The sequence below is a fragment of the Legionella norrlandica genome (assembly GCF_000770585.1).
Lineage (GTDB): Bacteria > Pseudomonadota > Gammaproteobacteria > Legionellales > Legionellaceae > Legionella > Legionella norrlandica.
Genome location: NZ_JNCF01000020.1, coordinates 12,383 through 36,671 on the forward strand (window position 1 = coordinate 12,383; position 24,289 = coordinate 36,671).

Sequence of the window (24,289 nt, forward strand, 5' to 3'; positions counted from 1 at the left end):
GGAAAGGAAATGAGCAACGATCCAACAATAACATTACTTGGCTTAGCATTAGATGCAAGTCTAATGCGGCAAACTGCAATTGCCAATAATATTGCTAATACTTATAGCATTAACTATCAAACGATGGAAGTAAATTTTGAGCAACAACTGGATGAACTCGAACTCAATCAAATAGAAAACTTGTCCACTATCACTCCTTTTTATCAATTAAGCGAAAATCAGTCTTCTATGGATGAACAAATGGCCCTAAATATTCAAAACATGACACATTATCGTGCATTGATTAAAGGACTAAATCAAAAATTATCCATTATGAAATTAGCTTTACAAGGGAACAATCAATAATGAGCTACGATCAAATTTATGCAATAGCCACGCAAGGAATGAACGCTGAAAAACTGCGGGTGGATATCGTGGCCAATAATATTGCCAACCAGCACTCCATACAAAACTCCGATGGCAGCTTATTTCAAGTTAGCCGTGTCATCACTACAGCAAAACCATTTTCGGAATATCTAGAAGACAACAGGCAATATGGAATAGATTCGGTAGAAATCGTTTCGGAAAATTTACCTCCCAATAAAGTATATCAACCAGGACATCCTGCAGCAGATAAACAAGGATACGTGAACTATCCAGGCATCAACACAGTTGATGAAATGACTACTTTATTAAGGGCATCGCGAGCTTATGAAGCGAATATCAAAATTATGAATACTGCTCACAGTCTTTATTTACAAGCCTTAAGTATAGGTGAAGAACGATGAAAATTAATGCTGCTAATCTTCCTTTCCTAACAACTCTCAACAAATCTTCTGAGGTAACTCAGAAATCTAATGCTTCATTTGCTGATTGGATAAGTGAAAAAATTATAAATACTAATAGCCAACTTAATGCAGCCGAGCACGCATTGGCAGAGTTAGCCGCAGGAAAAGCTGAGAATTTACATCAAACCATGATCACCTTGGAACAGGCCAAATTATCATTTCAATATTTGGAACAAATCCGGAATCGTTTGATGACTGCCTATCAGGAATTATTAAGAGAGCAAATTTAAAATGAGTTACCTATCGAAGGTTAAATTATGGTTCAGTGAATTGCCAACAAAAAGCAAAATTCAATATTTGCTTGCCTTTATGGTATTTACGCTTAGTGCTGCCTTTTTAAGCTGGTGGATTCTTGCCCCGAGCTATGAGGTACTATTTAATCAATTAGATGCCCAGGATGCCAATAAAATTCTAGGCCAACTTGAGCAAGCGAACATTCGTTATCAAATTCGCAATGGTGGCAGAGATATCTTGATCGATAAAAATTTGATAGCAAAAACCCGGCTTAAAATCATGGGCAGCGGAGTACAATTGGCCGGCAGTGTTGGTTTTGAGCTTTTTGATAAAAACGATTTCGGTATGACTGATTTTTCCCAAAAAATCAATTACCAACGTGCATTACAAGGTGAGTTGGAGCGCACCATCTCTAGTCTTGAGGAAATTCAACAAGCGAGAGTCCATATAGTTATGCCAGAAAGCCATCTGTTTGCAAGAGATGCGATCCAACCTAAAGCAGCTGTCACGCTTCATTTAAGGAAAGCACTAAATGCCAGGCAAGTCCTGAGTATTCAACAGCTTGTTACAGCAAGTATCGCGCATATGAACATAAATAACGTGGTAGTTGTCGATCAAAATGGCAATACCCTCTCATCAAATGAGGATGACAGTTTCTCAAAACATTTTGATACCAAGAAATCCATAGAACATTATCTCAATGAAAAAATCACCCAAATGCTACTTAATATTTTTACTAAAAATCAGGTTATGGTGAAAGTTGACGTGGCCATTAATTATGATGAGTTACAACGAGAATTGATTAAACCCCAAAGCCAAGGACTTATAACTCACGAAAAGAAAATAAAACAGTCCATCCTGGGCAAAACCGATAAGGATAAGACCAACCGAAACGTAACACTTGAAAAATCTTATCACTTCGGCACTGAAAAAGAACTTTATAAGCGAGCCAGCGGCACTATAGAACGACTCTCCATCAGCGTGCTAGTTCCCTATAACACGGATAAAACAATTCTTACGCAAATACAAAGACTTGTTAAAAGTACGACAGGGTTCAATGAGCGACGCGGAGATGTCATTAGTATAGAGCCATTGATAATCGTTCACTCCGAGAGTCCTCAGCTTACTCCACCCACTCAACTGACTTCTATCTCGTTGAATCCCGAAGAATCGTTTGCAGGGTTCCAACAAAATTGGCTGCCTTATAGTTTTATAGTTCTTATTTTTTTATTTATTACAGGGGCATTCAAGCTTAAAAAAAAGCGAGAGAAAAAACGCCAACAATTGTTAACTGAATTATCCCAATGGCTTTCACAATATGAATAACCTTAAGATACTTTTATTAAAAATCGCTAGCTTACCTCCTTCTGATCAAAGATGGATTCTAAATCAACTGACTCCTTCTGAAAAAGAGCGGTTTAACAAAATAAATGGCAGTTTTTTACTGAGAAAAGCACAACAATTTCGCAAAATTTCTCTATCACAATTGCCTCATGAGGCAAAAACAGCACAACTGCCGAAACTCTGTGAGAAATTAAAACGGCAGGATCCTCTTTATATTGCTATTATTCTGGAGCAAGGCCAATTTACATGGGCAAAACCATTTTTAACCTCTATAGGAAATTCTGAAGAAATAAAGCGGCTAATGAATACGGTCGCACCCTCCCTAAAACCTGCTGCCAAATTATGCGTGTTCAAGCAGTGGCAATCGCAATTGGATTTTCATGACCAATTGGAGATCAGGAATGGCTAAAATATTAAAAAAACCCTCTATCAGTCCAGAATTCATTACTCTAGGGCAACAAAAACAAGCTTCTGCTTCCTTTGATCCAAATCCAATGCCTGACTTTATGAACCTTCAAAAGTCACAAATAGAAAAAATACGTGAAGAAGCTTACCAACAAGGATTTTTATACGGGCAGGAAGAAACTAAAACGCTGATTGGGGAACAAATCATCGCATTAAAACAACAAATAGAAGCTTTAATTTTATCTATACCACAAGCTATAGCAGAAAATCGTCTTAATATGACCCAAGAGATTGCTGACATAATCCTTATGATTACCCAGCAGTATTTTATAGAGCGAGCAACTGATCCTAAGGCATTAGAAATTCAAATCAACTCGATACTGGCTCAATTAAACAATAAACAAACAGTTGAATTATATTTGCATCCTTGTGACATTGCTTTATTGCAGAATGAAATAATTCAATTAACAAGCTCACATCTCAATGGAATAACCATTAAAAGCGATGACTCTCTCAAGTCAGGTGGTTGTCTGATTAAGACTAATCATGGGATTTTCGATGCCAGCCTGGATAAACAAATTGATAAGCTAAAGGAGTATTTATTGCATCTGAGGCTAGGAGGGCAAAATGCCTTCCATAATTAAAAATTTACAAGCTATTGAGCGTATTGGCGAAATAATCGAATACACGGGATTAAAGTTGGTAGCTAATGGCCCGCCTCAAACATTCATAGGGGAACTATGTGACATTCTGGATCAAAATCATCAAGTAGTTATTCAAGCCGAAGTAATAGGTTTTGCTCAAGGTAAAGTATATTTAATGACATTCGATACTTCTCCGATTCGCATGGGTTATCTGGTTAGAGCGAGTGGATCTCCTTTGACCATTGCTATCGGCTCTTTTTTACTCGGCCATATTGTCGATGCCTTTGCTAATCCAATTGACCAACCCATAAAATACCCTCAAACTCGCTATATTCCTACATATAACAGGAAAACCAACCCTCTTTCTCGTGTTCCTATAAATCAACGTTTGCCAACAGGCATTCATGCCATAGATGGTTTATTACCTATAGGAAAAGGACAGCGAATTGGTCTATTTGCCGGAAGTGGTGTAGGAAAAAGCACCCTCTTAGGGAATATTGCGCAAAAAAGTCATAGCGATATCAATGTCATTGCTTTCATTGGTGAACGTGGCCGTGAAGTCAATGACTTCGTTACTAACCACTTAGACGATGCCACACGCAAAAAAACGGTTTTAGTTGTTGCTTGCAGTGATGAATCGGCCCTCATGCGTCGCCAAGCGGCCTACACTGCGACCACTATTGCGGAATATTTCAGCCAACAAGGAAAACAGGTCATGCTATTTATGGATTCCATAACTCGCTTTGCCATGGCACAACGTGAAATCAGTTTAAACTTGGGAGAACCTCCAACTGCTCGCGGTTATACTCCCAGTGTTTTTTCCCTTCTCCCAGGATTGATAGAGCGCACAGGCAATTTTAAGAACCAGGGAAGTATTACAGCCATATATACTGTTTTGGTAGAAGGAGATGACTTTAACGAACCGCTAGCAGACCATATGCGTGCTTTACTGGATGGGCATATTATTTTAACGAGGGAATTGGCTCAAAAAGGACATTATCCAGCTATTTCAATCCTGCATAGCGTCTCTCGTTTGGCCAAACAACTTCTTTCAGAAATAGAATTAAATATCGTGAATCAAGTGGTTTCAATTCTCAGCCTCTATCAACAAAATAAAGACCTTATTGAATTAGGGGTATACCAAGCAGGCAGTAATCCATTATTGGATCATGCTCTTGGACGCATCACAGCTATTAACCAGTTATTGACTATAAAAAATAAAGAATCTTTATCTTTTGATGAACTAATTAACAGTTTTACGGAAATTCTGCAATGACTCAACCGATCCTAGCGCTTATGAAAAAATTAAATAGGCAACTCAACGAATTCAGTTTTCACTTGCAATCTGTAGAAAATGCTTCCCTTGAAGTAATCTGCCAACTGCAAGAGTTAGAAAAAGAACTTCATCCACCCTCACCATCCCCCTTGCCGATGTCAATAAATCCTGAATTTGAAATTAATCGCTTGAATTACATTACCCAGAAACAGAGAAAAAAAGACGAACTGGAGCTCGACTTAAAAAATCATAAGATGCTGGAAGATAAATTGAAAGATAAAATTTTACGGGTGAAAACGGAATTAAACATGTTAGAAAAGTATTTCGAAAGAGAACAGCAAGTTCAGAAAAGACAACAACAAATAGTGCAGGATAATGCTCTGGATGAGTGGGTTATACAACAAAAGGAACCAGCATGATAATCAATACTCAATTCCTCTGGGTTAATAGACCAATGCAACCAGATAGGCAAAAAACTCTTAATAATCAAACCTTTTCAGAAATTATGGGATCTGGGGATCGTTCTACATCACTGGAGTCAACAGACAAGCCTCAAAATGTAGACCAAGGAGGGCTGTTACCATCTTCCGATCATTTTGAACGATGGCTAAACACACCAACTAAACAAAGTAGTGGTGATGAATATTTTTGGCAGCACCAGGATCAATTACAACCATCTAACCTGCATTTTATGAATGAGCCTTTAATACAACAATCAATGCCAACGAACATTGAGGGAAAAAAGCCACTTACCATAACCAAAACAGTCATAAACGTAGAAAAGACAGTCTTGCCAATGCCAAATATTTCGGCCTATCATCAAATATCAGCCGCTCAAGTGCTTCAACCCAACACGACACAAAATATTTCCATTCCATTCATATTGAAAAAGAATTCTTCTTTATGCTTTTTACCCTTCATTTCTACTCCGCAAGAAAATCAATTAAATCAATTAGAAAAAAGCGAAGCCATACCTAAATTCATAACTTCTGATTTATCAATAAACCAAGCTGAATCATTTAAAAACCACCATCTTTTTATTAAGGATGCTCAAGTAGAGCTCACTCTCAATACTCATAATCTCAAACAGCACGAAGAATCCGAACTGATACAAATGATAAAAGATAATTTAAAGAAAAAAGGTCTTTCTTTAAAACAGATTATAATAAATGGAGTAACCTATGACTGACCCCATCAATGCCACTGGCTTAAATCAAGCCGATTACTTGAAATTATTCATGCAGGAACTCGCTTATCAAGACCCCCTACAACCTGTAGATAATAAAGAATTCATGGCGCAAATGGCTCAATTTTCTTCGCTACAGGAAGCCAGAACAACTAACGAATATTTAACTCAATTATTAAGCATGACCAGTGGAAACCAAAGCCTTAGTTTATTAGGGAAAATGGTCAAGATTAAAAACTCTGAACATGAGGGAAAAGTTTCAAAAGTAGAATTCTATGAAGGAGCCCCTCCAAAAATCTCTATCATTATGAATAATGGTGAAGTATCCAAAGTAGAGTTAGGTCAAATTATTGAAGTAAGGGACTAGAATGAGCAATACCTATTATACCAGTTTATCAGGAATGCTGGCTGCGAGTTATGGCTTGCAAAATACTTCCAATAATGTCTCCAATATGCAAAGCCCCGGGTTCAAACGCAACGATGTTTTTTATTCCTCATTGGGTAACGGCAATGGAGAAGAAGGCTTAGGTTCTGGGGTTTGTATTGGAGGCAGCATTACTAATTTCAGCGATGGAAAATATTTGGAAACCAATAACCCTTCTGACTTAGCCATCATTGGCCAAGGCTTTTTTATTATTCGGATGAAATCAGGAGAATTACTTTATACTCGTGATGGCGAATTTGATTTTGATCAGAATGGAGTGTTAATCGATAGGCATAGTGGCGGACAAGTCCAGGGTTATGACAATGCAGGAAATCTAGTACCTATCCATGAAAAAGGACCTAAAAGTTCTGAAGGCAAAGCAACGCGCGAAATATTCCTTAATGGTCAATTTATTCTGATTGAAAAATCAGATGAAGACAAAAACCAACCAGGACCATTCAAAAATAACTATGAAAACATTAAATTTTCAATAGCCAAAGTTTATGATGCCCAAGGGAAAGAACATACCTTACATCTTGAGTTTCAATCAACACCTGTTCTGGTGAATGGGGACAGTACCAATATTCCCGATGATGGCAAAAGTTGGGATCTGGTTAATATTACTTGTGATGATGCTCAAATTGATTTTTCGCCTGAACAGAAGCTTATATTTTCCAATCTCAATAGTGCCGCTAATCCAGATAATTGTTCTATTCAATTCACCTTAAACGGAGGACAAGCCGTTGCACTTAGATTTGGTAACTACATGGATGGAGCTGATAGCTCAGTGCAGCTTAAGGACTCGAAACAAAATCCGGAAGGTACCAAAATCGAAGTTCTTCAAAATGATGGATATGGGGAAGGAAAGCAAATAAGCTTCTCCTTCGATGAAAATGGCCAGATTCTCTATTATTACGATAATGGCCAATCCATCAGTGGAATTTATATCAGTTTGGCTTTTTTTGATGATATGGAACATTCCCTAGTTCAAACTCAGGATAATTTATTCAGAGCGAAAAATGATAAAGGAATTCATATAGGAAAAGCCAACAAGGATGGCTTTGGTAGTATTAAGGCTAAGCAACTGGAATCTTCCAACGTAGACTCTACCACCGAGTTTGCCAATATCGTCGTTTTGCAAAGGATGTTTCAAGCCTGCTCACAAATAATGGATATAGACAAGCAATTACTGGAAGAACTGGAAAAATAAAATGAAACCTTACAGATTAATCAATCGCTCAGAATTAGAAGTAATAAAACAGCATTGTTTAGGTATTATTACCCGTTGGAGTAATGAGTTCTGTTTAGTTTCCCCTGGCTTAGAGCTGTCTAAGCCTCAAACTCTCTCTCCCTTATTCCAAGGTTTTCTTATTAAGAATAACGATCGCCCTTTGGCAATAGTGGAAAACCATTATCTAAGTTTTGTAAACGAACTATTATTTGGCACTGATAAATCCTGCTTTGACTCTGTAAGTCAAACAATATTTGCTGACCTGCTGAAGCAGTTATTTACGACAGAGCCTTGCTTTATATTAGAACCAGAAGAAGAATTGCCAAATTGGTTTTATCCTGGGTCAAGTAGCCTCTTACTCACTTTCAGTATTGGATATCGACAATTACAACTCATTCTCAGTTCTGATTGGGTAAATCAACAATTACCCTCTATTAAAAGCACAACAAGCGAAACCATTTCCTTCGATAAGACAATCGAAGAACAAATCGTTACTTTAACTGTGGAACTGGATTCTATCAAATTGCCTTTAGAACAGTTAATTAATTTACAAAGTGGAGATGTTGTCACAACTGATCATCTCATCAGCCAGCCTTTAAGAATAACCCGTAAAAAACAACTCATAGCTCAAGGCAAGTTAGGTCAATCATCACTTCATAAATCTATATTACTAAAAAATTATTAATATTAAAAAGAGGTCTTCATGAGCATTCTAGTTAAAAAAATATCTCTGACTGAGCAAATTGATCAATCAGAAGAGCAACCAATTCATAGTAATCATTTAAACCTGGTGGCCGATATTGAAGTGCAATGCAGTATTCGCATCGGGACAATCAATTTAACTATCGCTGAACTTAAACAACTCAAATCAGGGCAACTGCTAGCCATGGAGCAAAAAACCAATGAACTCATTGAATTGCTTGTAAAAGATAAAGTCATTGCCAAAGGAGAACTTATGAGTTGTGATGATAATTTTGCACTGCTTATTAAAGAGGTGGCATGTTAATGGATAAGATGATTGTGTTGTTTTTATTTGCTATAACCAATTCTGTTTATGCTAATTCTATAACATTTAAAAAAGAACTGATTGCTACTCCCCAGTGGTTTTCCTATGGGTTCGTATTCATACTATTATTAATAATCTTATTTATTTTGGCGAGATTTTCCCCAAAAACAAAATTTACGCCGACAAAATGCCAAATTATTGAAAAACTAACGGTCCACCAAAAAACTAAAATTTACATTATTGAATATCAAAGTCAGCAATTTTTAATAGCAGACAATCAAGCCGCATTAGCAGTCCACCTTTTACAAAAAGATTATCCATCATGAAATATGCACCCATGAAACTCCAAAATACTATCTTTGTATTATTGCTTTTCGGAATGCCCACAATACTTCATGCCACTGGAACGACTATTGGACCCATTTCGCTCAATCAGGATCAAATATCCCCGGCCTTGCAAATTTTCGCTGTGCTAACGATACTGAGTCTTGCCCCAAGTATTTTGATAATGTTTTCCTCCTTTACTCGCATTGTTGTTGTGTTATCCATGTTGCGCAGTGCCCTGGGACTACAACAAACCCCTCCTAATACCGTCATTATCAGTTTGTCATTGTTTTTAACACTGTTTACCATGATGCCAGTAGCCAAAACAATTTATATGGAATCCTATCAGCCATACCAAAGCCATCAAATCAATAGCGAAACAGCACTTAATAATGCCGTAAAACCATTAAAATATTTCATGTTAAAGCAGACTAGAGAAAAAGATCTCAAGGTTATTTTGCAACTCGCTAAAGATCCCATGCCCTCTTCTGCTGAAGAAATCAAATTATATGAGTTAGTACCTGCATTTTTATTAAGTGAATTGCAAACAGCTTTTCAAATAGGTTTCATGATCTTTTTACCTTTTATATTGGTCGACCTGATTGTATCAGGTATTTTGATGACCATGGGCATGATGATGATGCCTCCGATGAGTATCTCCTTACCTATTAAATTGCTACTTTTTGTACTTATTGACGGATGGGATTTAGTAATTCAGGCTTTAGTAGGGAGTTTTCATTAAAATCGGTATAAATACTATCTAACTCATTTTGCTATAGTTACAATGGGTATTCTATACAAAACAAGTAATAACTAAGATGGATCATTTAACAACGGAGATGAAAAATGAAAAAAAGTTTTTTTTATATCCTTTCTTCCTTAATATTGGCCAATTGGTCTATTTCAACCTATGCTGACTCAGCCACCAACTAACAGGGACGCCTCAGAGCAAATTCAACAATTAAATTCCCAAATTCAAACTCAACTACAACAAATGCAAACGAAACAACAAGAACAAATTGATGCCTTGAATACACAATTACAAAATCAAATTAAAGAAGTTCAAAGCCAATTGCAGCAACAAATTCAAACCCTTAATTCGCAAACCCAAGATCAAATAAAACAAGTACAGAGCACATTACAAGACCAAATTAAACAAGTGCAGCAACAAGCAATACAAAAAAACTAGCAAGTTGGTCACCCTGACCCAACAAGCGATCTCTTGAAATCAATAATGTTGGATCAGATGACCCAACAACCTACAGACTGGGAAAGCAGGATCTTTTCTCTGGTATTAACACGGGTATTCCGTTTGCAAAAATAGGTTCATACAACAACTTTATTGCCTTTTGAGCTAATTCTGCATTATCAATCACAACATTAGTCTCATGGCTATTGTGTAAGCTGAGTAAATCAAGATTCGCTGAGCCATAAATGATGACTTGGCCATCAATGACCATAAATTTCATATGAATGACATCTGGCTTCTTGGATACATTAGAAACGCGATGAAACCAACGAATTTGTAAATTTTCTTGCTTTCCTTCATCGATCAAAGATCTGAAATATTCTACTGTATTCTGATTAGTACCACCGTAAAATTTCTCACGAAGATCATTAAATTTTTCTCCCATCAATAATTCAACATGTCCATTCCTGCAATTAATAAAATCAGCCAAAGCATGAATAATTTCAGGAGTATTTAAATTCGGAACAGCTATTTGAATAATATGCTTAGCATGCTTAATCGCTGCCATATAAGCATTATTCAAAGGATCTTTTGGTAAAGGGGCTTTGTAAAATGGGAGTATTGCTGGATAAGGTCTTATTGTATTGGTAACGTATAGCATAGAACAAGGATTTCCACCTGTCTCTATTGGTTTTTGCTCCAGGTATATTGGAGAACTATCTGGAGCCTCATATTTATTAGTTCGCTTATTCCACATAGCTTGAAAATCGTAAAAAACAGCATCTGAAGCCCCCTTCGGTATAAATATACCTGCATCATGAAACCTATGAGGACCATAATTTTGTGGCTGGAAATTGGCTCCTGTTAAAATAACATCTCCATCAATCCATACCGCTTTATTATGATTAGACGCGATGGAATTATGAACATACGTCCCTATATGCAATTTGATATTTGGAGGCAAATTATCCAAACCTAAACTGGTTGCATCATGCTTGGGCTTCATAAAAGATATTTCACCTTGATAAAAAAACCGAGCGAAACGATCAAGTTGGTCAACCAGAAGAAATACTTCTACCTCGTCTTTCAATTCACAAAGTGCATCCCTGATTTCTTTGACAACTTGAGTACTTGGATCCCAAACAAAAGCCTGAATCAGTATTTGCTTTTTGGCTTCTCTAATTTTACGTACAATTAAGCTATACACATTTTCACTACCAGATACTATTTCTATTTGTGAAGGATTAATAGTACTAACCATTTTTTCTACTGGGACTGTCCCCTGTCCCGAAGATAAAGTTGCAGCTTCGATTATTTTTGTCATTAAAAATGAGTTAGAAGAGAAAGCGTCTTCCATCTCTTTCAAGTTTCTTTCAAAAAAACCCAACATCATTCTCTCATCAATTGAAATAACCTACCCATATCATTGAATTTATTTAATATTTTTGCAAATAAATTCACATTTTAATAAGAATAAAAATAATACATTACAGGCATATAAGCTCAGTGCACTCAGTATGCCAATTACCGCCATATTTATAGGAACTAGCTGGCATAATTTTTCCTAAACGGGCGATATTCCTGTTGAAAGATCTGTGATTAATTATACCAACACTTAATAAAATCATCAGAATTGATTAAAAAACTTGCGGATTTGCTACAGTCAGTGTTATGGTGAAAGTGAAAGGATTTTGAAGTGGAGTTAAAAATGGAATCAATCGATTTAATCGGCTATATCGCTTCATCTTTAGTTTTCGCTACATTTTATGTCAAAAGGATTTTGACACTAAGGCTTATCGCAATTTGTAGTAATGTAGCGTTTATTACCTATGGTTTGGGTTATCATTTGCATCCTATATTCATCTTGCACTCAGTTTTATTACCATTGAATTTATATAGGATTTTTGAATTGCTAAAAAATGACCCTGAGTTAACCTTCCCTATAAGGATCAATATTAAAGCAACGAGGTGATTATTTTTTATCTGGCTTTAGATCAGGGAAATTTACAAGTTTTCAAAAGTCATTTTATTAGAGCTCTTGCATAACCGGTAGATTTTGAATTAGTGCAAAGCGCAAACGTTTCGAGGATCAGAGTTTATATGAAGTAAATGAGTACAGGAGAAATGCTTGCAACGAAGCGCTAATACAAAAGATGTAGGTTTGCAAGAGCTCTATTGGCTTTTGAAAACGTATATCATTTAAATAAAAAGGAAATTCCCATGTGTTATTGTAATAAGGTAATTAGCTTTCTATTAATGGGTTTTTCTGCTCTTTTGCAAGCCGGAACCTATATCCCGCAATGCCCAAAAGAAATTAATACGCTGGAGCACATACAAACTTCTCCTCAAGGCTGGGAAACTCTGACTGGAATTAAAAATAATTATCTTAGTCGTGTTTCTTTTTATTCCGGCCATCCTAAATCACAAGCCAGTTTAAAACCCAATCACTCTAATAAAAGAAAATCCGAGTGGAAATTTTCCCCTTATGATACTATTTACATTGTTTGCCATTACAATCAAACAGGTATCGAACTCACTCAACAATTGCCTCAAAAAATAAAAAGTTGTACTGTGACTTATAATCTAAACGCAAAAGGCCCTTATGGGTTTTTACCGCAAAAAATAAGTTGTTCGAAATAATGGAAAATTATTTTTTAGCAAGGCCAGTTCATAGCTTTAATATAGGACATTTAAAGGACACCCCATGAGCAATCAAATATTACAAGAGAAACTTAACCGACATCTATCTTATTTAGATCAAGACGAAAATAATTTACACCTACTGGTCCACATCAGCAATCTTTATTTGGAAATGGAAAATCTGGAGCTCGCACAAGTTTACTTAAACAAAGCCAGCGCTATTGATCGTATTGCTTGTCTAGGACAGCAAGGTTTACTTCATTTAAATCAAGGTCAATTTGCTCAAGCTAAAGAACATTTTATTGAGGCACTCCAATATGCAGACACCCCTGCTCTTCGCTATAATTTAGGATTTACTCATTTCATTACCTATGATTTTGAGCAAGCCTGGGAAGTATTGGAACCTCTAAAAGAGAATGAATATTATCCTGAAGCCCAACTACTAATAGCCAGAATCCTGCAAAAACAAAATTCGTATGAAGAAGCCGTCAGTATTGTGGAGCATAGCTTAAACCATAATCCCAATAATGTAGAAGCTTTAGGCCTTCTATCACTTCTCTATTTTGATCAAAATAAAGAAGAACAAGCAAAAGAAACCAGTCTTCGCGCCTTGCAAATAAGCCCGCATAATTATGATGCCAAATTAGTTAATATTTTGATTCGTGTGATGACCCAGGAAACTCATATCGAAGAAATTGAAGAGCTATTACAAATTAATCCACAGGACAGCCGCCTCTGGTTTGCTTTAGGAAATACTTATTTAGCGCAAGGCGATATCGAATCTGCAAAACATGCTTTAAATAAAGCTATCGAAATTTACCCTGAATTTTATGATTGTCTAATTGTTTTAGCCTGGTGTCAGCTACTCAATAATAATATTGGAGAAGCCTATGAAAGTTATCAAAAAGCATCTCATCTAGCAGAAGAACTTTCAGATGCCTGGGGTGGATTAGCTTTAATTCACGCCTTATCAGAAGATTTTATACCTGCAGAACAATTAATTGATAAAGCAAAACAATTAAATTCGGAGTGTTTTCTCACTGAAATTGCTGAATCTATATACTTTAACCATAAAAATCCCATGAAAGCGAAACAACATTTGTTTAGGGCATTGAAAAATACGGAAATGGCAATCAGCGAAAAATTGGTTCTTTTTATAAATGAAATTGAAAATTGTCAATTGCATTAATTTTTCTAGATTCAGAACCCTGGCTGCAAGCAACCAGGGTTCGACGGCAATTAGGCTATCCTCTCCCTTCTTCTCTAGTACAACAATATGTTTCATCAATTAATAGCAAAGTCAGTAATGCTAAAATCAAAGATATTGGCAACAGCAGAAGAGACCAGTAGTATCCTTGTAAAGTAAATTGGTGAATGCCATCAATTACTGCTCCATCCCAACTCCAGTCTAACAAAGCACCAACTAGTGGCTCAAATAAAGCCTCAAAAATTGAATTAAATGTGTTCATAATACCAAGCACTGTAGCGACAAGGATCAAAGGGAACAACTCTCTGATCATGGCAAAACTGGTAAAAAACCCACTTGCACTAAAACCAAAGATAAATAAAAGAACTATCAAAGTAAGCAAATATTGGTTTGAGCTATAAATGACAACCAATAGACTTATTAAAGCTGAAAATGTTCCCGTAAATAGCACTGGTTTTCTGCGTCTTATGAAATCTGAGAACCAACCCCAAAATGGCGCACCTGCCGCAAAACCTACAAAAATAAACGAGATAGCAAGAGCGGCATCAGTACGTGACAAATGATAGGCTTTTTCTAAAAAAGGCACTCCCCACAAGCCGCCAAAAACTGAAACAGGAGCAAAAGCTAATCCACTATATAAAGATAAAGCCCAAGCCTGTTTATTAATCACAATACGTCGTAATAGCTCACTAATCTTTTCTTGATTATTTGGAACCTGCTGTGTTTGAACAGGTTTATCTCTTAAAACGAGAAAATACAGAACTCCTAACACAATACCCATAGCACTAACTACCTCAAGTGCCATTCTCCAACCTTCTTGTTGAACCAAAAATGCCAAAGGCATCTGTCCACCTACCGCACCCAACATGGCGGCTGTCATAAACATCCCGGAAACTAAAGCAAATCGTGTTGGAGAAAACCATACTGCTGCTAATTTAAAACAGGAAACTGCAGCAAAAGCTGCTCCTGCCCCCATTAATGCTCGACTCAAACAAGCTAGCCATAAGGTATCGGTTTGTGAAAAAATAAAAGTACTAATACTGCATACAAAAATGGCAAGAGTTGTCAGCAATCGTGGGCTGTACCTATCCAACATGATGCCAACAGGTATTTGCATGAACAAATAGGAATAAAAATAAAAAGCGGATAAATTCCCAAGGCCGGTAGCATTCACCTCAAAGGCTTTCATCAAATCAGCCGTCATCACACTAGGGGATACCTGAATCAAATACTTATAAAAAAAGAAACACGCAGCTATCGCCCATATGATCCAGAGATAAGTTTTAGCAAGCAAAGGATGCTTAAATGGAAATGTGTTCACAATAACTCCTAACTTGTTCGCATTAGGTTAGAGACAGAAATCAATAACCGCTTATTCTTACCCGCCGATATTTCCGCCCTGAGGCGGGGCAGATAAGTCAGGAGAGTAGCCGTCTCAGAGCAGGAGAAAGGGTAACACTGACCACCACGACGACAACTGAGATTAATGAACCTAATGAGATGGTGGCAACCCAACAGCTAATCTGTTGGTATTTTGGGAGAGCGATTCTCTTTTTATTAATTGCCAACTTTTATTCATAAAAAACAAATGATTAAAACACAATGTGAAATGTTAACTTTTTATTCAATGTGTTGTCAAGATTGCAAATCACCAAAGGCATCCTTTTTAAGCTATTATAGTAGATTACACTATATTTTAATCAAACGGTGTGTATCGATTTGTAGACGTTGATCCTGTAAACTCGTTCGCTGTATAACCCGTGTATTGCGCATTCTGGGAGGATTCGTTTGACTTAGGAATTAGTTGTTTGTTTAAATTATAACCATAATCACTTAATAATTGAACCAAACTCTCAAAGCTTTTTGGGGGAAGTGCCTTACTAAAAGCAGCCTCAGCGCGTTTTGAGAACTCAATCGCCTTATAGAAATCTGAGGGTCCAAACTCCCATTTATTTCCCACAAAACCAATTCGGATATGAACGTACCTGTCCTTTTCATGATTAAAATAGGTAATCGTCAAAAGTCCAGGCACAGAACTTTCTCTCAAGAGCCACACTGCTTTATCCTCTTTTTGAGGTGCTCCTTCTTTATCTAGCCGCAAACACGCTTTTTTTGCATCAGTTTCGGATGAGAAAATGACTGTTTGATTTTCTGCTTTTGATTCCATAACTGTCTCCTAATAGGGATCTTGCAAAAGTACTTGGTCTCGGATGATACTTCGAATTAAATTATTCGTCTTTACGTAATTATAAGCACATTAAAAAAGATATACAAAATGATAAAAATAAAAATTATTTGTCTATATATTGGGAGATGCTAATATTAACCTAAAACGTAAAGCACTGGCGTAATCACCTCGGCCCGAGTTTTATTAAATTGCTTGGAACAGAAACACAGGCAGAAACAAAAACTAAACATCCAGTCCCCTCCTAGTATACGAGAATTCGTACGTCATGCAAACCAAGAGGGAAATACTTTTAATAGGATAATCTCGAAGAATCCTGATGTTGTTGCCCAGGACATAAAAACTCTAGTAATTTTTCTAATTCGCCCTTAACTATTAACGGAACTTTTTCACTAGATATATTTTTAGTAGGCAACCAAATATTATCTATGACTATATCTGAAGATACCATATGAGTAGCTACGTATTGAAAAAATCCTCCCATCTGGTTTTTCTTCATAGCCTGAATATGAGATTCTGATTGCTTTCTTTCAACCATATCTCTTTCTTCTTTTCTAGTATAATTGTCTTTTAGTTGATGTGATTGCAAATAAACTTTGAATTTTTCTGTTTCCCTTCTCAAAAATGAGGGGTATTCACCGGCAAAAATGCCTTCAACGATAATGACATTGGTAGGTTCAATTGATACCTCTCCCTCCTCTACCCTGTCGCCAGTTACCATACTATACGTTGGCCTAGTAATAGCTTTTCCAGCCTCCAAATCCCGTAAATGCTCCCGTATTAAGGACTGCTCCAGGGCTTCAGGAACATCAAAATTCTTTGGCTTTTCAGGATCTAACTTGCTCTTTGGTAAGTAATAATGATCCAAACTCAATATAGAAACAGTTAATTGTTGATCCTCTGCTTTTAATTTAATTTCCTCTGAAACCGTAGACTTCCCTGATCCAGTACCTCCAATAACAAAGATAAATTTAGGCATTTTTTTCCAAATGAACAAAAAGAGGGCATTATAATAGCTTCCTTATAAATTACAATATGGGAAACAACATTAGTTTCTGATGGAGAACTCTACTCGCTTATTCTATCAACCACAAATTTTAAAAATTGTGAATAAAACATAACCATTACCACAAGACAAACTCTTAAAAATCCACTTATTATTAATAACTAATTGATAATTAATATTATTTTGTTTAATAAATTCCAAAACAGAGCAATGAGGTTATCCACAAAATCTGTGCATATCCTTGTGAATAGCTTGTAAAAGCCCTAGTAAAATCAGTGCCAATCACTAATGCTTTTTACTTACCATCTTGCTTTGGACTCAAAAAGAAGGAGAAATAATAAAAATTACTACGTTTTTTTAATCATTAATTTTACTGGTAATTCCTCGTTAACTGATTTAAATTAGTGACTTTTAAACTTAATAATAAACATGGAATGAGTTACTAAATCATGAAAAAATTTATTCTAATACCCTTAATTTCTGTCTTATCCAGTTCATTTGCCCACGCAGGAGGTATGGGAGGCTATAATTCTTCTTGTTGCTCTGGTTTTGTATCACTTGAGGGGGGGTACACCTGGAGTTCAATTGATGGATATAATTTTAGTGTCGTTGGGAGCAGCAACACTCTTACATCAACTCAAGACGAGCAAGGTTATACTGCCCGACTTGCAGTAGGCGTGCTCAGTATGATAGACGATCAATATGGGATTACTGGAGAAGTTGGCTGGGGTTATTATGGTAAAACTACTATTAACCCAAGCATTTCAGACACTTTTGCCACGCTCCCAGCGGCCTTAAACATTGAACACACATTAAGTGGATTTGATGCCTTATTAGGCATTAGTTATATTCAAAATTATTTTACTTTGTATGGTAAAGCAGGTGCACTAATCCAAAATATGCAAACAAGCTCTACTGCCTATTTTACTCCTACTGTATTTCCAGTCGTAGACAGTTTTAGTCTTAAAACCAATAGGACTGCTGTATTACCAACAATCAAGCTTGGAGTAGCTTATAACATAGATTCTAATTGGTCCATCACTGGTTCTTATTTACTTGCTGTGGGAGCAAGCCCAGGAACATCTGGGGTTTTTAATCCTGTTACATTAAGATCCAGCTTAACCCTTGATGATCAAAACCCCATGATGAATACTGCTTTGCTGGGAATACAATACACAGCATAATTCACGTTTTTATAATTCCATCAGTAATAGATCTCCTTACGATCTATTACTTGTTATTCAAATTAAGGAGAGACAGTACTTCATCGTCTTCTGTCTGAGAAAAATCATCATACCATAGCCCTACTGCATTAAAAGGGCTCGGTACCATAAGGCAAACATATTCATCCGCAAGGCCTTTCATTGTAGCATTCATATCCTCAGGAGCTACAGGAACTGCTACAATAATTTTTTTAGGTGATGCCTTGCGTAAAGCAAGAACAGCGGCACGCATACTTGCCCCAGTTGCGATACCATCATCAACCAAGATGACTATTCTATTTTTTAAGTCAGGGAAAGGTCTGCCACCGCGATAAATTGTATTTCGTCTCTCTAATTCGCTTTCTTCTCGAGAAATAACTTCGTCAATTGCTTCTTGAGATAACTGTAGATACTGAAGCAAATCCTCATTGTAAACTTTGATTCTATTGCTTGCCAAAGCGCCAAAAGCTAATTCTTCATGACCTGGGACACCCAATTTACGGACAATCATCAAATCCAAAGGAGCATTTATAGCCTCTGCAATCATGGCAGCAACAGGTACTCCCCCACGTGGCAATCCAAGTACTATTACATCACTTCGGTTTCGATAAAATTTAAGTTGCTCTCCTAATAGCCGACCTGCCTGATAGCGATCTTGAAATCGTTCCATAAAATTCTACTCAATATACTTATCCTTACTACTTATTGTAGTCCCAGATCTGGAAATTAACATGCACTTTGAAAAACTACTTCAAATGCCAAAGCTAATGAGGTTTTTGTCTTAAAAATGGACCCATATTTTGATCATTTTTTGGGCATAAATTAAAAATTAACTCTATACTTATTCTGTATGTTACAAAAACAAATTAAATAGTATAAGGAGAGTATCATGAATGCACGTTCCGTGTGTTTCCAAGGTTTGTTGCGTAATATAGCTATGATAAGTCTATTGCTTATGGCCGTAGTGTTCACCTCCACAGCAAATGCAGCTCAAGGATGTGGATATGGATATCATCGTGCCATTCATAATGGTGTTTGTGTACTAAACTATCCAGGTCCTTATGCAACTCCAGCACCATATCATCCAGGCTGTTGGCGCAATATGTGGGGACAATTACGTTGTTTTAGATAATGGTCTCAAAAGCCGCTGACCTTGCAGTATTCAGCGGCTTTTGTGTTACTGCTATTGAAATGCTCCTTTTTCTAAAAAATTTATAATTAATTCTTTTGTTTTTGAATTATTCATAATAAAAGTATGAGTGGTATTAATAATGACTGGCTCTGCCTGTCCTTGTAGATAAGCTGAAGAAGGAGGCACTTTCGCATCAAATCGCCCAGCGATTATACCCATTTTTATATTTGGTATAGGAACACGATGCACATAAGATGTTTCATCAGAACTTAGCTCGCCTAGCGGTTTGATAAAATACGTAATCATTGGGAAAAATTTAATCGATAATTTGGCAAGATCTGAGCCTTGATTAGGAGGTGCCAGCATAATGAGGTAACCAATATTTTTTAATTGTTTTTGAGATAATTTGGATAATGCCTCTCTGACGACAATCCCCCCAAGACTATGTGTAATGAAATGAACTTTTAACCCCGGATGATCCACAAGTAATGTCGAAATAAACTGATTGAGATAAATGCCATGTTGTTGAATAGTATATTTCGCAGAAGGATATTTGTATAAATACACTTCATAACCTAGAGATTCTAAATGGGTTTTTAGGGGTCTCATACTCATATAAGTACGCATTAAACCATGTATTAATACAACGATTTCATGGGCATGATTAGGCTTCATTGTAACTACAGAATTAGTTGTATGCATTTCGATTCTATTTTTAGATAAAAATGCATAGGACGGGGTATAAAAAAATATTCCAAAGAATAACATCAAAATCAATTGAATAGTTAAATTTTTATTAATAATGACATTATTCATTATTATCTCTTTTGTATTAATTTAATCAAATCTTGATCCTTTTTGTTCATAAGTCCAAGATATTGATTACAATTCAATTATTACATCAATTTTATAGTAAACCACCTTTTTGGATATTAATAAAATTCTAAAACTTCAAATAAAGCAATTTTTGAACAAAGAGGTGTATTTTTTGTATTTTTTGCGGTATATTTGCTCTATCAAAATATTTAATAATATCAATCTGGGAGAGGAAATGCTTGAATATTTGACATGGATTACTGCCAGTATTGCACTAGTAAGTAATTCATTTTTTGCAAGCAACCAGCCACCTCATGAGCAATTACAAGTGCCACAGTGTCTTGGTGCAGAAATTACTATTGCTCATAATGTCTTAGCGGAAAATGAACAATACAAAATCATAGATTTAACCAGTTATGATGCTGAAAAGATGACTCTTTTAGTGAAACAAACCCAGTGCGGCGACATTATCAATCTCACTGATAAATTCACTGATGTCCAATTAGCCACTAAAAAGAAATCAGCAGAAAATCTATTACGGAATAGTGCATTAAACTCAGCTAAAACTGAACAGTATATTTATACAATCAAGCATCAAAAAGAAGTAGATATGGCATTAAAAGGAGTAGTTTCTGACAACATTTGGCAAGCGTTAAATCATTTAACCTCCTATGCTAATCGTTCAGCAACCAAAGATACTGGAGTTGATGCGGCGAATTGGTTAAAAACTACATTCGAGACCATGGCAAGAACTTATAATCGGGTGGATACAGCAGCATTTTTGGTGAAAACAGGATGGTATAAGCAACCTTCTGTTGTGACAGTGATTGGTAAAGACATTAAAACCCCTGCCATTGTAATTGGTGCCCATATGGATACTCTCGATGGGCGTATGCCAGGCGCTGATGAAGGAAGCGGTGCCGCTGCGATTATGGAAACTGCTCGCACCCTGTTAGCCTCTAAAATTAAATTAAAGCACCCTATCTATATTATTTGGTACGCCGCTACCGATAGAAATTTAGCTGGTTCTCAGTATGTAGTTCAGTATTTTCAAGAAAAATCTATTCCTATTAAAGCGGTTCTCCAACTCGATAAAACAGGATTTCGCATCAATTCAGCTGACTCTACAATGTGGGTATTTACTGACAATACCAACAATGATCTGAGTCAATATATTGCAAAATTAATTACAACTTATATTCATGTGCCAGTTGATTTTTCTCAATGCGGTTATGAATGTAGTGATCATGTCTCCTGGAATGAAGAAAGCATTCCAGTAGCATACCCTGTCGAATCAGATTTAAAAGGCATGAATCCTTATATAGGTAGCTCTTCAGATACAATGGACTTATTGAATCTGGAGCATATGACTAATTTTTCAAAATTAGCCTTAGCCTTTGCTATAGAGCTAGGAGTCGAATAAATAATACAAATATCATGTTAAGTAAATAAAACTAGAGGGCCGTTGGCATGCCTTCATCATCGACATACTTTGGGCTTTATGCCCACAACCGTAAAGCTAGAAATAATGATGTTATTGCAGTTTTCTATCCTATAAATTTTTAGCTTGATGTGCTATTTGATGATAAATATAAGCTGGATAGAAAAAATAGAAAGGTAACAATTTTACTACCGCATAAACAAATAATGGTAAGCCTGCAATTAGAGCTCCCATTTTTAAAACTGGATGTCCACTTGTCATACCAACAATAAACCAGGGAGTTATCAAAGAAAGGAGAATCAAGACACGTAATCCCCATACCTTTCCAACCAATTTTTTATTACTGAGAACAAATTGCATAGACTCTAAACTTTTTTTCAAAGGTGATTGCGGATTATTAACACTTAGAATAGGAGTAAAAATAGCCAGTATATAGGTGAATAAAACCAACAATTGAACAGGCTTAAAGAAAGTACCTGCCATCTGTAAAATAATAACCGCTAATAAAATGGGCCCCATAGATAAGCTCATTGTTTTAGATGTATCTGGGTTAATAAAATCAATCGCATCATTATTTAAATTAACAATTTTTCCATCCAGATGCGTCTTAATCGTCTGGTATAAACCATCAAGAAAAGGGAAAAGAGCCAAACAAATCATGCCCAATAGTATTAGAAGATAGGGATAATTAATAATTGCATGATTAAAGCTAATCCAACCCCAATGGTTTAATCCCAAAGGAATAATCAATCCAAATACAATCAAAACGGCAAGAGGTGTTAACAAGAGGTAGCTCAAAGGCCACCAGAGTGAAGAACGACATTGTTCATAAGATTGCCATGCTTCATTAAGCCAAGGAAAGAAATTTTTCAGAGTCATAAATTCGAACACAATTTATATCAAATAATTCATATTAGCACGTAAGTTCTGAGGTTAGAAGCCCGGTATTCAGTCAGGGCAAAATCATAGTTTGATACGTTTTTAATTGCGCGCCATTCCCACCATACACAAGTATGGCATAATGTTAACTACCTTTTAGTTCAAACCCCAGAAATAGTTATTTAGGTCCATGTCCAGGCTTTAATTCATCTGTACTATCATCCTCTACAAGTGTCTCTTTGGCAGGAGACGAAAACAGTGGTGGACTGTGTATAGGCTCTTTATCAATTTCAGGACTTTGTTTATGAGATTTATCCAATTTATGGGACTTTAATCCAGGAGCTTCTTGAGTCATGGTATTATTTTCTGAAGACTGGGTATTTGATGTTTGACGACTTCTGATCCAAAATAAACTCGCCATCCCCGTCACCAGAAGACCTGCCCCTACACCGATAGCGGCTCCTATTACAGCTCCAATTGGCGCACCAAATCCTGGCAAAAGAAAGAAGCCCAGGAGTCCACCAATAACCGCACCTATGCCCCCTGAAACTAAGGTACTTCCGCCAATAAAAAGCCCAATCCGAGCTGCTAATGATAATTTGCTTTTCTTTTCGGAAGAACTGTCTCTTGCTTCTTCTTTAGATTGCCCCTTTGCTATCTCATCCTTATTCTCATCATCCTTATTAGGGAGGCGATCTGGAACCTTTGGTGGAATGGGTGAGTTTATTTTGTTTTTTTCAATTAATTTACGAGTTTCCTCCCGCGTTGCTAATCGAAGGACATCATTTTCATTTCCCAAATTATCGAGAGTATCGATGAGAATTTGATTATAACTGGTTTTAGGAGCCCCGAACTCTTTCATCTTCTTGTGGCTATGCGCGCAAGTAAAATCCCCGCATGAATAAGCATCTCCCCGAGGGAGCTTTGGACCAGTATGACGTATATTAATGCGTTCTTTAGGAATTCCACATCGAGCTAATAAGTCCAGGATATAATCATCAAGCGTAGCAGCACCTTGGGGTCCATAAGGATCGAAAAGCTCCAGGTCATATTTTACCTCATCAGTTACTATCATGGGTTTGGTTAAATAGACTCCTCGCCAGTGTCCTGGGCCAACAGGTATAACAATGTGTTGAAATTCTGGATTATATATATCATTTGCCAGAGCCTCTATGATGGCATTAGCAGAATGTGGATCATAACGATTGATAACTGCCATAACGTCAATATTGCCTTGAGATTTAGGCATAAGAAGGGTCATATCATGATCTTGCAGTTGATCTCGCTCATTTCTTAAATGCAATGGCTCTTCATCAAAGCGTCCTTGCTGCAAATGTCTTTGCCGGTTTAAAGCGGATTGAACCTCCATCTCCCTTATTACCAAGCCATAAATTAAATGAGAAGTATTCTGCAAATCGGAGTTTTGTTCAGATTTGCTTTCTTTAATAGTTTTAATTAAAAAATTGATAATACTTTGGTCCTGGGTGTATAAAGGAATATCATCAGCGGCGGCAAGATTATTTATAAACTCTAAAAGCTTTATATCCGTTTCATTTAATTGATCCTTATAATCATGTATTAATGACTTCAAACTCGCTTCTTGTATTTCTTTACTCAACGACATAGCTTCACCATGAAAACTCACATATAGAACATTGTAATTATTATAGGCATAAATTATTAAGGAAAAA

30 protein-coding genes are annotated in these 24,289 nt (G+C 36.4%); 22 read left to right on the forward strand and 8 right to left on the reverse strand.

Features of this window, described 5'->3' with window-relative positions:
* Positions 1-9: 9 nt before the first annotated feature.
* From OK13_RS06765 to OK13_RS06840, 16 genes are all read left to right on the forward strand, one after another.
* On the forward strand, positions 10-345 hold the full coding sequence (locus OK13_RS06765) for a flagellar basal body rod protein FlgB (protein ID WP_035889156.1): 336 nt from the start codon (positions 10-12) through the stop codon (positions 343-345).
* On the forward strand, positions 345-767 hold the full coding sequence (gene flgC, locus OK13_RS06770; RefSeq protein ID WP_035889158.1) for a flagellar basal body rod protein FlgC: 423 nt from the start codon (positions 345-347) through the stop codon (positions 765-767). Before OK13_RS06765 ends, flgC begins: the two co-directional genes overlap by 1 nt.
* Complete coding sequence (fliE, locus tag OK13_RS06775) at positions 764-1,057, forward strand: flagellar hook-basal body complex protein FliE (RefSeq protein WP_035889160.1); 294 nt, start codon at positions 764-766, stop codon at positions 1,055-1,057. The genes flgC and fliE overlap by 4 nt, the downstream gene beginning before the upstream one ends.
* 1 nt (position 1,058) lies before the next feature.
* Positions 1,059-2,387, forward strand: coding sequence for a flagellar basal-body MS-ring/collar protein FliF (gene fliF / locus OK13_RS13920; RefSeq protein ID WP_052117602.1), 1,329 nt, complete (start codon positions 1,059-1,061; stop codon positions 2,385-2,387).
* Entirely contained in the window at positions 2,380-2,814 is a 435-nt protein-coding gene (locus OK13_RS06785) for a hypothetical protein (RefSeq protein ID WP_035889167.1), read from the forward strand. Before fliF ends, OK13_RS06785 begins: the two co-directional genes overlap by 8 nt.
* Positions 2,807-3,454, forward strand: coding sequence for a FliH/SctL family protein (locus tag OK13_RS06790; RefSeq protein ID WP_035889171.1), 648 nt, complete (start codon positions 2,807-2,809; stop codon positions 3,452-3,454). Before OK13_RS06785 ends, OK13_RS06790 begins: the two co-directional genes overlap by 8 nt.
* Positions 3,438-4,730 (forward strand): FliI/YscN family ATPase, encoded by a 1,293-nt coding sequence (locus OK13_RS06795; protein ID WP_035889173.1) that lies wholly within the window; start codon positions 3,438-3,440, stop codon positions 4,728-4,730. Before OK13_RS06790 ends, OK13_RS06795 begins: the two co-directional genes overlap by 17 nt.
* On the forward strand, positions 4,727-5,149 hold the full coding sequence (locus OK13_RS06800; protein ID WP_035889175.1) for a hypothetical protein: 423 nt from the start codon (positions 4,727-4,729) through the stop codon (positions 5,147-5,149). The genes OK13_RS06795 and OK13_RS06800 overlap by 4 nt, the downstream gene beginning before the upstream one ends.
* Entirely contained in the window at positions 5,146-5,919 is a 774-nt protein-coding gene (locus OK13_RS06805) for a hypothetical protein (protein ID WP_035889176.1), read from the forward strand. Before OK13_RS06800 ends, OK13_RS06805 begins: the two co-directional genes overlap by 4 nt.
* Positions 5,912-6,283: a flagellar hook assembly protein FlgD gene (locus tag OK13_RS06810; RefSeq protein WP_052117603.1), complete on the forward strand. Its 372-nt coding sequence runs from the start codon at positions 5,912-5,914 to the stop codon at positions 6,281-6,283. Before OK13_RS06805 ends, OK13_RS06810 begins: the two co-directional genes overlap by 8 nt.
* A 1-nt stretch (position 6,284) precedes the next feature.
* Complete coding sequence (locus OK13_RS06815; RefSeq protein ID WP_035889178.1) at positions 6,285-7,550, forward strand: flagellar hook-basal body complex protein; 1,266 nt, start codon at positions 6,285-6,287, stop codon at positions 7,548-7,550.
* Between the two features lies 1 nt (position 7,551).
* Positions 7,552-8,256, forward strand: a complete 705-nt coding sequence (locus OK13_RS06820) for a FliM/FliN family flagellar motor C-terminal domain-containing protein (RefSeq protein ID WP_035889180.1) — start codon at positions 7,552-7,554, stop codon at positions 8,254-8,256.
* 18 nt (positions 8,257-8,274) lie between these two features.
* Entirely contained in the window at positions 8,275-8,577 is a 303-nt protein-coding gene (locus tag OK13_RS06825) for a FliM/FliN family flagellar motor switch protein (RefSeq protein ID WP_035889184.1), read from the forward strand.
* Positions 8,577-8,903, forward strand: a complete 327-nt coding sequence (locus OK13_RS06830; protein ID WP_152571614.1) for a hypothetical protein — start codon at positions 8,577-8,579, stop codon at positions 8,901-8,903. The genes OK13_RS06825 and OK13_RS06830 overlap by 1 nt, the downstream gene beginning before the upstream one ends.
* Positions 8,900-9,643 carry a flagellar type III secretion system pore protein FliP gene (fliP, locus tag OK13_RS06835; protein ID WP_241480462.1) on the forward strand — a complete coding sequence of 248 codons (744 nt, stop codon included), beginning with the start codon at positions 8,900-8,902 and terminating at the stop codon, positions 9,641-9,643. The genes OK13_RS06830 and fliP overlap by 4 nt, the downstream gene beginning before the upstream one ends.
* Before the next feature lie 168 nt (positions 9,644-9,811).
* Positions 9,812-10,090, forward strand: coding sequence for a hypothetical protein (locus OK13_RS06840; protein WP_035889187.1), 279 nt, complete (start codon positions 9,812-9,814; stop codon positions 10,088-10,090).
* A 70-nt stretch (positions 10,091-10,160) separates the two neighbouring features.
* Here OK13_RS06840 and OK13_RS06845 read toward each other — a convergent pair whose 3' ends face one another.
* The gene (locus OK13_RS06845) at positions 10,161-11,483 is read right to left on the reverse strand and encodes a phospholipase D-like domain-containing protein (protein WP_277619278.1); all 1,323 of its coding nucleotides are present in this window, start codon (positions 11,481-11,483) and stop codon (positions 10,161-10,163) included.
* A 315-nt stretch (positions 11,484-11,798) separates the two neighbouring features.
* On the opposite strand from OK13_RS06845, the gene OK13_RS16025 reads away from it, so the two are divergent.
* The 3 genes from OK13_RS16025 to OK13_RS06860 all read left to right on the forward strand — a co-directional run bounded on the left by OK13_RS16025 (position 11,799) and on the right by OK13_RS06860 (position 13,919).
* A complete protein-coding gene (locus OK13_RS16025) occupies positions 11,799-12,062 on the forward strand; it encodes a hypothetical protein (RefSeq protein ID WP_035889191.1) in 264 nt (87 codons plus the stop codon).
* A gap of 248 nt (positions 12,063-12,310) precedes the next feature.
* Positions 12,311-12,730, forward strand: coding sequence for an STY0301 family protein (locus tag OK13_RS06855; RefSeq protein ID WP_035889193.1), 420 nt, complete (start codon positions 12,311-12,313; stop codon positions 12,728-12,730).
* A 64-nt stretch (positions 12,731-12,794) separates the two neighbouring features.
* Positions 12,795-13,919, forward strand: a complete 1,125-nt coding sequence (locus OK13_RS06860) for a tetratricopeptide repeat protein (protein WP_035889195.1) — start codon at positions 12,795-12,797, stop codon at positions 13,917-13,919.
* Positions 13,920-13,974: 55 nt separating this feature from the next.
* Here OK13_RS06860 and OK13_RS06865 read toward each other — a convergent pair whose 3' ends face one another.
* The 3 genes from OK13_RS06865 to OK13_RS06875 all read right to left on the reverse strand — a co-directional run bounded on the left by OK13_RS06865 (position 13,975) and on the right by OK13_RS06875 (position 17,101).
* On the reverse strand, positions 13,975-15,258 hold the full coding sequence (locus OK13_RS06865; RefSeq protein ID WP_035889196.1) for an MFS transporter: 1,284 nt from the start codon (positions 15,256-15,258) through the stop codon (positions 13,975-13,977).
* A 375-nt stretch (positions 15,259-15,633) separates the two neighbouring features.
* The gene (locus OK13_RS06870; RefSeq protein WP_035889198.1) at positions 15,634-16,104 is read right to left on the reverse strand and encodes a hypothetical protein; all 471 of its coding nucleotides are present in this window, start codon (positions 16,102-16,104) and stop codon (positions 15,634-15,636) included.
* A gap of 310 nt (positions 16,105-16,414) precedes the next feature.
* Positions 16,415-17,101, reverse strand: coding sequence for a nucleoside/nucleotide kinase family protein (locus tag OK13_RS06875; protein WP_052117604.1), 687 nt, complete (start codon positions 17,099-17,101; stop codon positions 16,415-16,417).
* A 476-nt stretch (positions 17,102-17,577) separates the two neighbouring features.
* Between OK13_RS06875 and OK13_RS06880 the strand changes: the two genes are divergently transcribed.
* The gene (locus OK13_RS06880) at positions 17,578-18,312 is read left to right on the forward strand and encodes an outer membrane beta-barrel protein (protein WP_035889201.1); all 735 of its coding nucleotides are present in this window, start codon (positions 17,578-17,580) and stop codon (positions 18,310-18,312) included.
* Between the two features lie 46 nt (positions 18,313-18,358).
* Here OK13_RS06880 and OK13_RS06885 read toward each other — a convergent pair whose 3' ends face one another.
* Positions 18,359-19,000 carry a phosphoribosyltransferase gene (locus OK13_RS06885; RefSeq protein ID WP_035889203.1) on the reverse strand — a complete coding sequence of 214 codons (642 nt, stop codon included), beginning with the start codon at positions 18,998-19,000 and terminating at the stop codon, positions 18,359-18,361.
* A 219-nt stretch (positions 19,001-19,219) separates the two neighbouring features.
* Here OK13_RS06885 and OK13_RS06890 point away from each other — a divergent pair, with 219 nt between their 5' ends.
* Complete coding sequence (locus OK13_RS06890; RefSeq protein ID WP_035889205.1) at positions 19,220-19,462, forward strand: hypothetical protein; 243 nt, start codon at positions 19,220-19,222, stop codon at positions 19,460-19,462.
* A gap of 51 nt (positions 19,463-19,513) precedes the next feature.
* On the opposite strand, the gene OK13_RS06895 is transcribed toward OK13_RS06890, so the two are convergent.
* The gene (locus OK13_RS06895; RefSeq protein ID WP_035889206.1) at positions 19,514-20,278 is read right to left on the reverse strand and encodes an esterase/lipase family protein; all 765 of its coding nucleotides are present in this window, start codon (positions 20,276-20,278) and stop codon (positions 19,514-19,516) included.
* Between the two features lie 235 nt (positions 20,279-20,513).
* Between OK13_RS06895 and lapA the strand changes: the two genes are divergently transcribed.
* Positions 20,514-21,701 (forward strand): aminopeptidase LapA, encoded by a 1,188-nt coding sequence (gene lapA, locus OK13_RS06900; RefSeq protein ID WP_035889228.1) that lies wholly within the window; start codon positions 20,514-20,516, stop codon positions 21,699-21,701.
* 129 nt (positions 21,702-21,830) lie between these two features.
* Here lapA and OK13_RS06905 read toward each other — a convergent pair whose 3' ends face one another.
* Complete coding sequence (locus OK13_RS06905) at positions 21,831-22,598, reverse strand: hypothetical protein (RefSeq protein ID WP_035889207.1); 768 nt, start codon at positions 22,596-22,598, stop codon at positions 21,831-21,833.
* Positions 22,599-22,776: 178 nt separating this feature from the next.
* Entirely contained in the window at positions 22,777-24,222 is a 1,446-nt protein-coding gene (locus OK13_RS06910) for a DUF456 domain-containing protein (protein ID WP_035889208.1), read from the reverse strand.
* Positions 24,223-24,289: the final 67 nt, after the last annotated feature.

Coding starts and splice junctions, on each gene's coding strand:
- OK13_RS06870 (WP_035889198.1), bottom strand. CDS start 16,104: ATGGAATCAAAAGCAGAAAATCAAACAGTCATTTTCTCATCCGAAACT.
- OK13_RS06830 (WP_152571614.1), top strand. CDS start 8,577: ATGGATAAGATGATTGTGTTGTTTTTATTTGCTATAACCAATTCTGTT.
- OK13_RS06885 (WP_035889203.1), bottom strand. CDS start 19,000: ATGGAACGATTTCAAGATCGCTATCAGGCAGGTCGGCTATTAGGAGAG.
- fliE (WP_035889160.1), top strand. CDS start 764: ATGAAAATTAATGCTGCTAATCTTCCTTTCCTAACAACTCTCAACAAA.
- OK13_RS06860 (WP_035889195.1), top strand. CDS start 12,795: ATGAGCAATCAAATATTACAAGAGAAACTTAACCGACATCTATCTTAT.
- OK13_RS06840 (WP_035889187.1), top strand. CDS start 9,812: ATGCTGACTCAGCCACCAACTAACAGGGACGCCTCAGAGCAAATTCAA.
- OK13_RS06905 (WP_035889207.1), bottom strand. CDS start 22,598: ATGACTCTGAAAAATTTCTTTCCTTGGCTTAATGAAGCATGGCAATCT.
- OK13_RS06890 (WP_035889205.1), top strand. CDS start 19,220: ATGAATGCACGTTCCGTGTGTTTCCAAGGTTTGTTGCGTAATATAGCT.
- OK13_RS06810 (WP_052117603.1), top strand. CDS start 5,912: ATGACTGACCCCATCAATGCCACTGGCTTAAATCAAGCCGATTACTTG.
- fliF (WP_052117602.1), top strand. CDS start 1,059: ATGAGTTACCTATCGAAGGTTAAATTATGGTTCAGTGAATTGCCAACA.
- OK13_RS06845 (WP_277619278.1), bottom strand. CDS start 11,483: ATGATGTTGGGTTTTTTTGAAAGAAACTTGAAAGAGATGGAAGACGCT.
- OK13_RS06910 (WP_035889208.1), bottom strand. CDS start 24,222: ATGTCGTTGAGTAAAGAAATACAAGAAGCGAGTTTGAAGTCATTAATA.
- OK13_RS06805 (WP_035889176.1), top strand. CDS start 5,146: ATGATAATCAATACTCAATTCCTCTGGGTTAATAGACCAATGCAACCA.
- OK13_RS06800 (WP_035889175.1), top strand. CDS start 4,727: ATGACTCAACCGATCCTAGCGCTTATGAAAAAATTAAATAGGCAACTC.
- OK13_RS06880 (WP_035889201.1), top strand. CDS start 17,578: ATGAAAAAATTTATTCTAATACCCTTAATTTCTGTCTTATCCAGTTCA.
- OK13_RS06785 (WP_035889167.1), top strand. CDS start 2,380: ATGAATAACCTTAAGATACTTTTATTAAAAATCGCTAGCTTACCTCCT.
- flgC (WP_035889158.1), top strand. CDS start 345: ATGAGCTACGATCAAATTTATGCAATAGCCACGCAAGGAATGAACGCT.
- OK13_RS16025 (WP_035889191.1), top strand. CDS start 11,799: ATGGAATCAATCGATTTAATCGGCTATATCGCTTCATCTTTAGTTTTC.
- OK13_RS06815 (WP_035889178.1), top strand. CDS start 6,285: ATGAGCAATACCTATTATACCAGTTTATCAGGAATGCTGGCTGCGAGT.
- fliP (WP_241480462.1), top strand. CDS start 8,900: ATGAAATATGCACCCATGAAACTCCAAAATACTATCTTTGTATTATTG.
- OK13_RS06895 (WP_035889206.1), bottom strand. CDS start 20,278: ATGAATAATGTCATTATTAATAAAAATTTAACTATTCAATTGATTTTG.
- OK13_RS06790 (WP_035889171.1), top strand. CDS start 2,807: ATGGCTAAAATATTAAAAAAACCCTCTATCAGTCCAGAATTCATTACT.
- OK13_RS06825 (WP_035889184.1), top strand. CDS start 8,275: ATGAGCATTCTAGTTAAAAAAATATCTCTGACTGAGCAAATTGATCAA.
- lapA (WP_035889228.1), top strand. CDS start 20,514: ATGCTTGAATATTTGACATGGATTACTGCCAGTATTGCACTAGTAAGT.
- OK13_RS06795 (WP_035889173.1), top strand. CDS start 3,438: ATGCCTTCCATAATTAAAAATTTACAAGCTATTGAGCGTATTGGCGAA.
- OK13_RS06820 (WP_035889180.1), top strand. CDS start 7,552: ATGAAACCTTACAGATTAATCAATCGCTCAGAATTAGAAGTAATAAAA.
- OK13_RS06855 (WP_035889193.1), top strand. CDS start 12,311: ATGTGTTATTGTAATAAGGTAATTAGCTTTCTATTAATGGGTTTTTCT.
- OK13_RS06875 (WP_052117604.1), bottom strand. CDS start 17,101: ATGCCTAAATTTATCTTTGTTATTGGAGGTACTGGATCAGGGAAGTCT.
- OK13_RS06765 (WP_035889156.1), top strand. CDS start 10: ATGAGCAACGATCCAACAATAACATTACTTGGCTTAGCATTAGATGCA.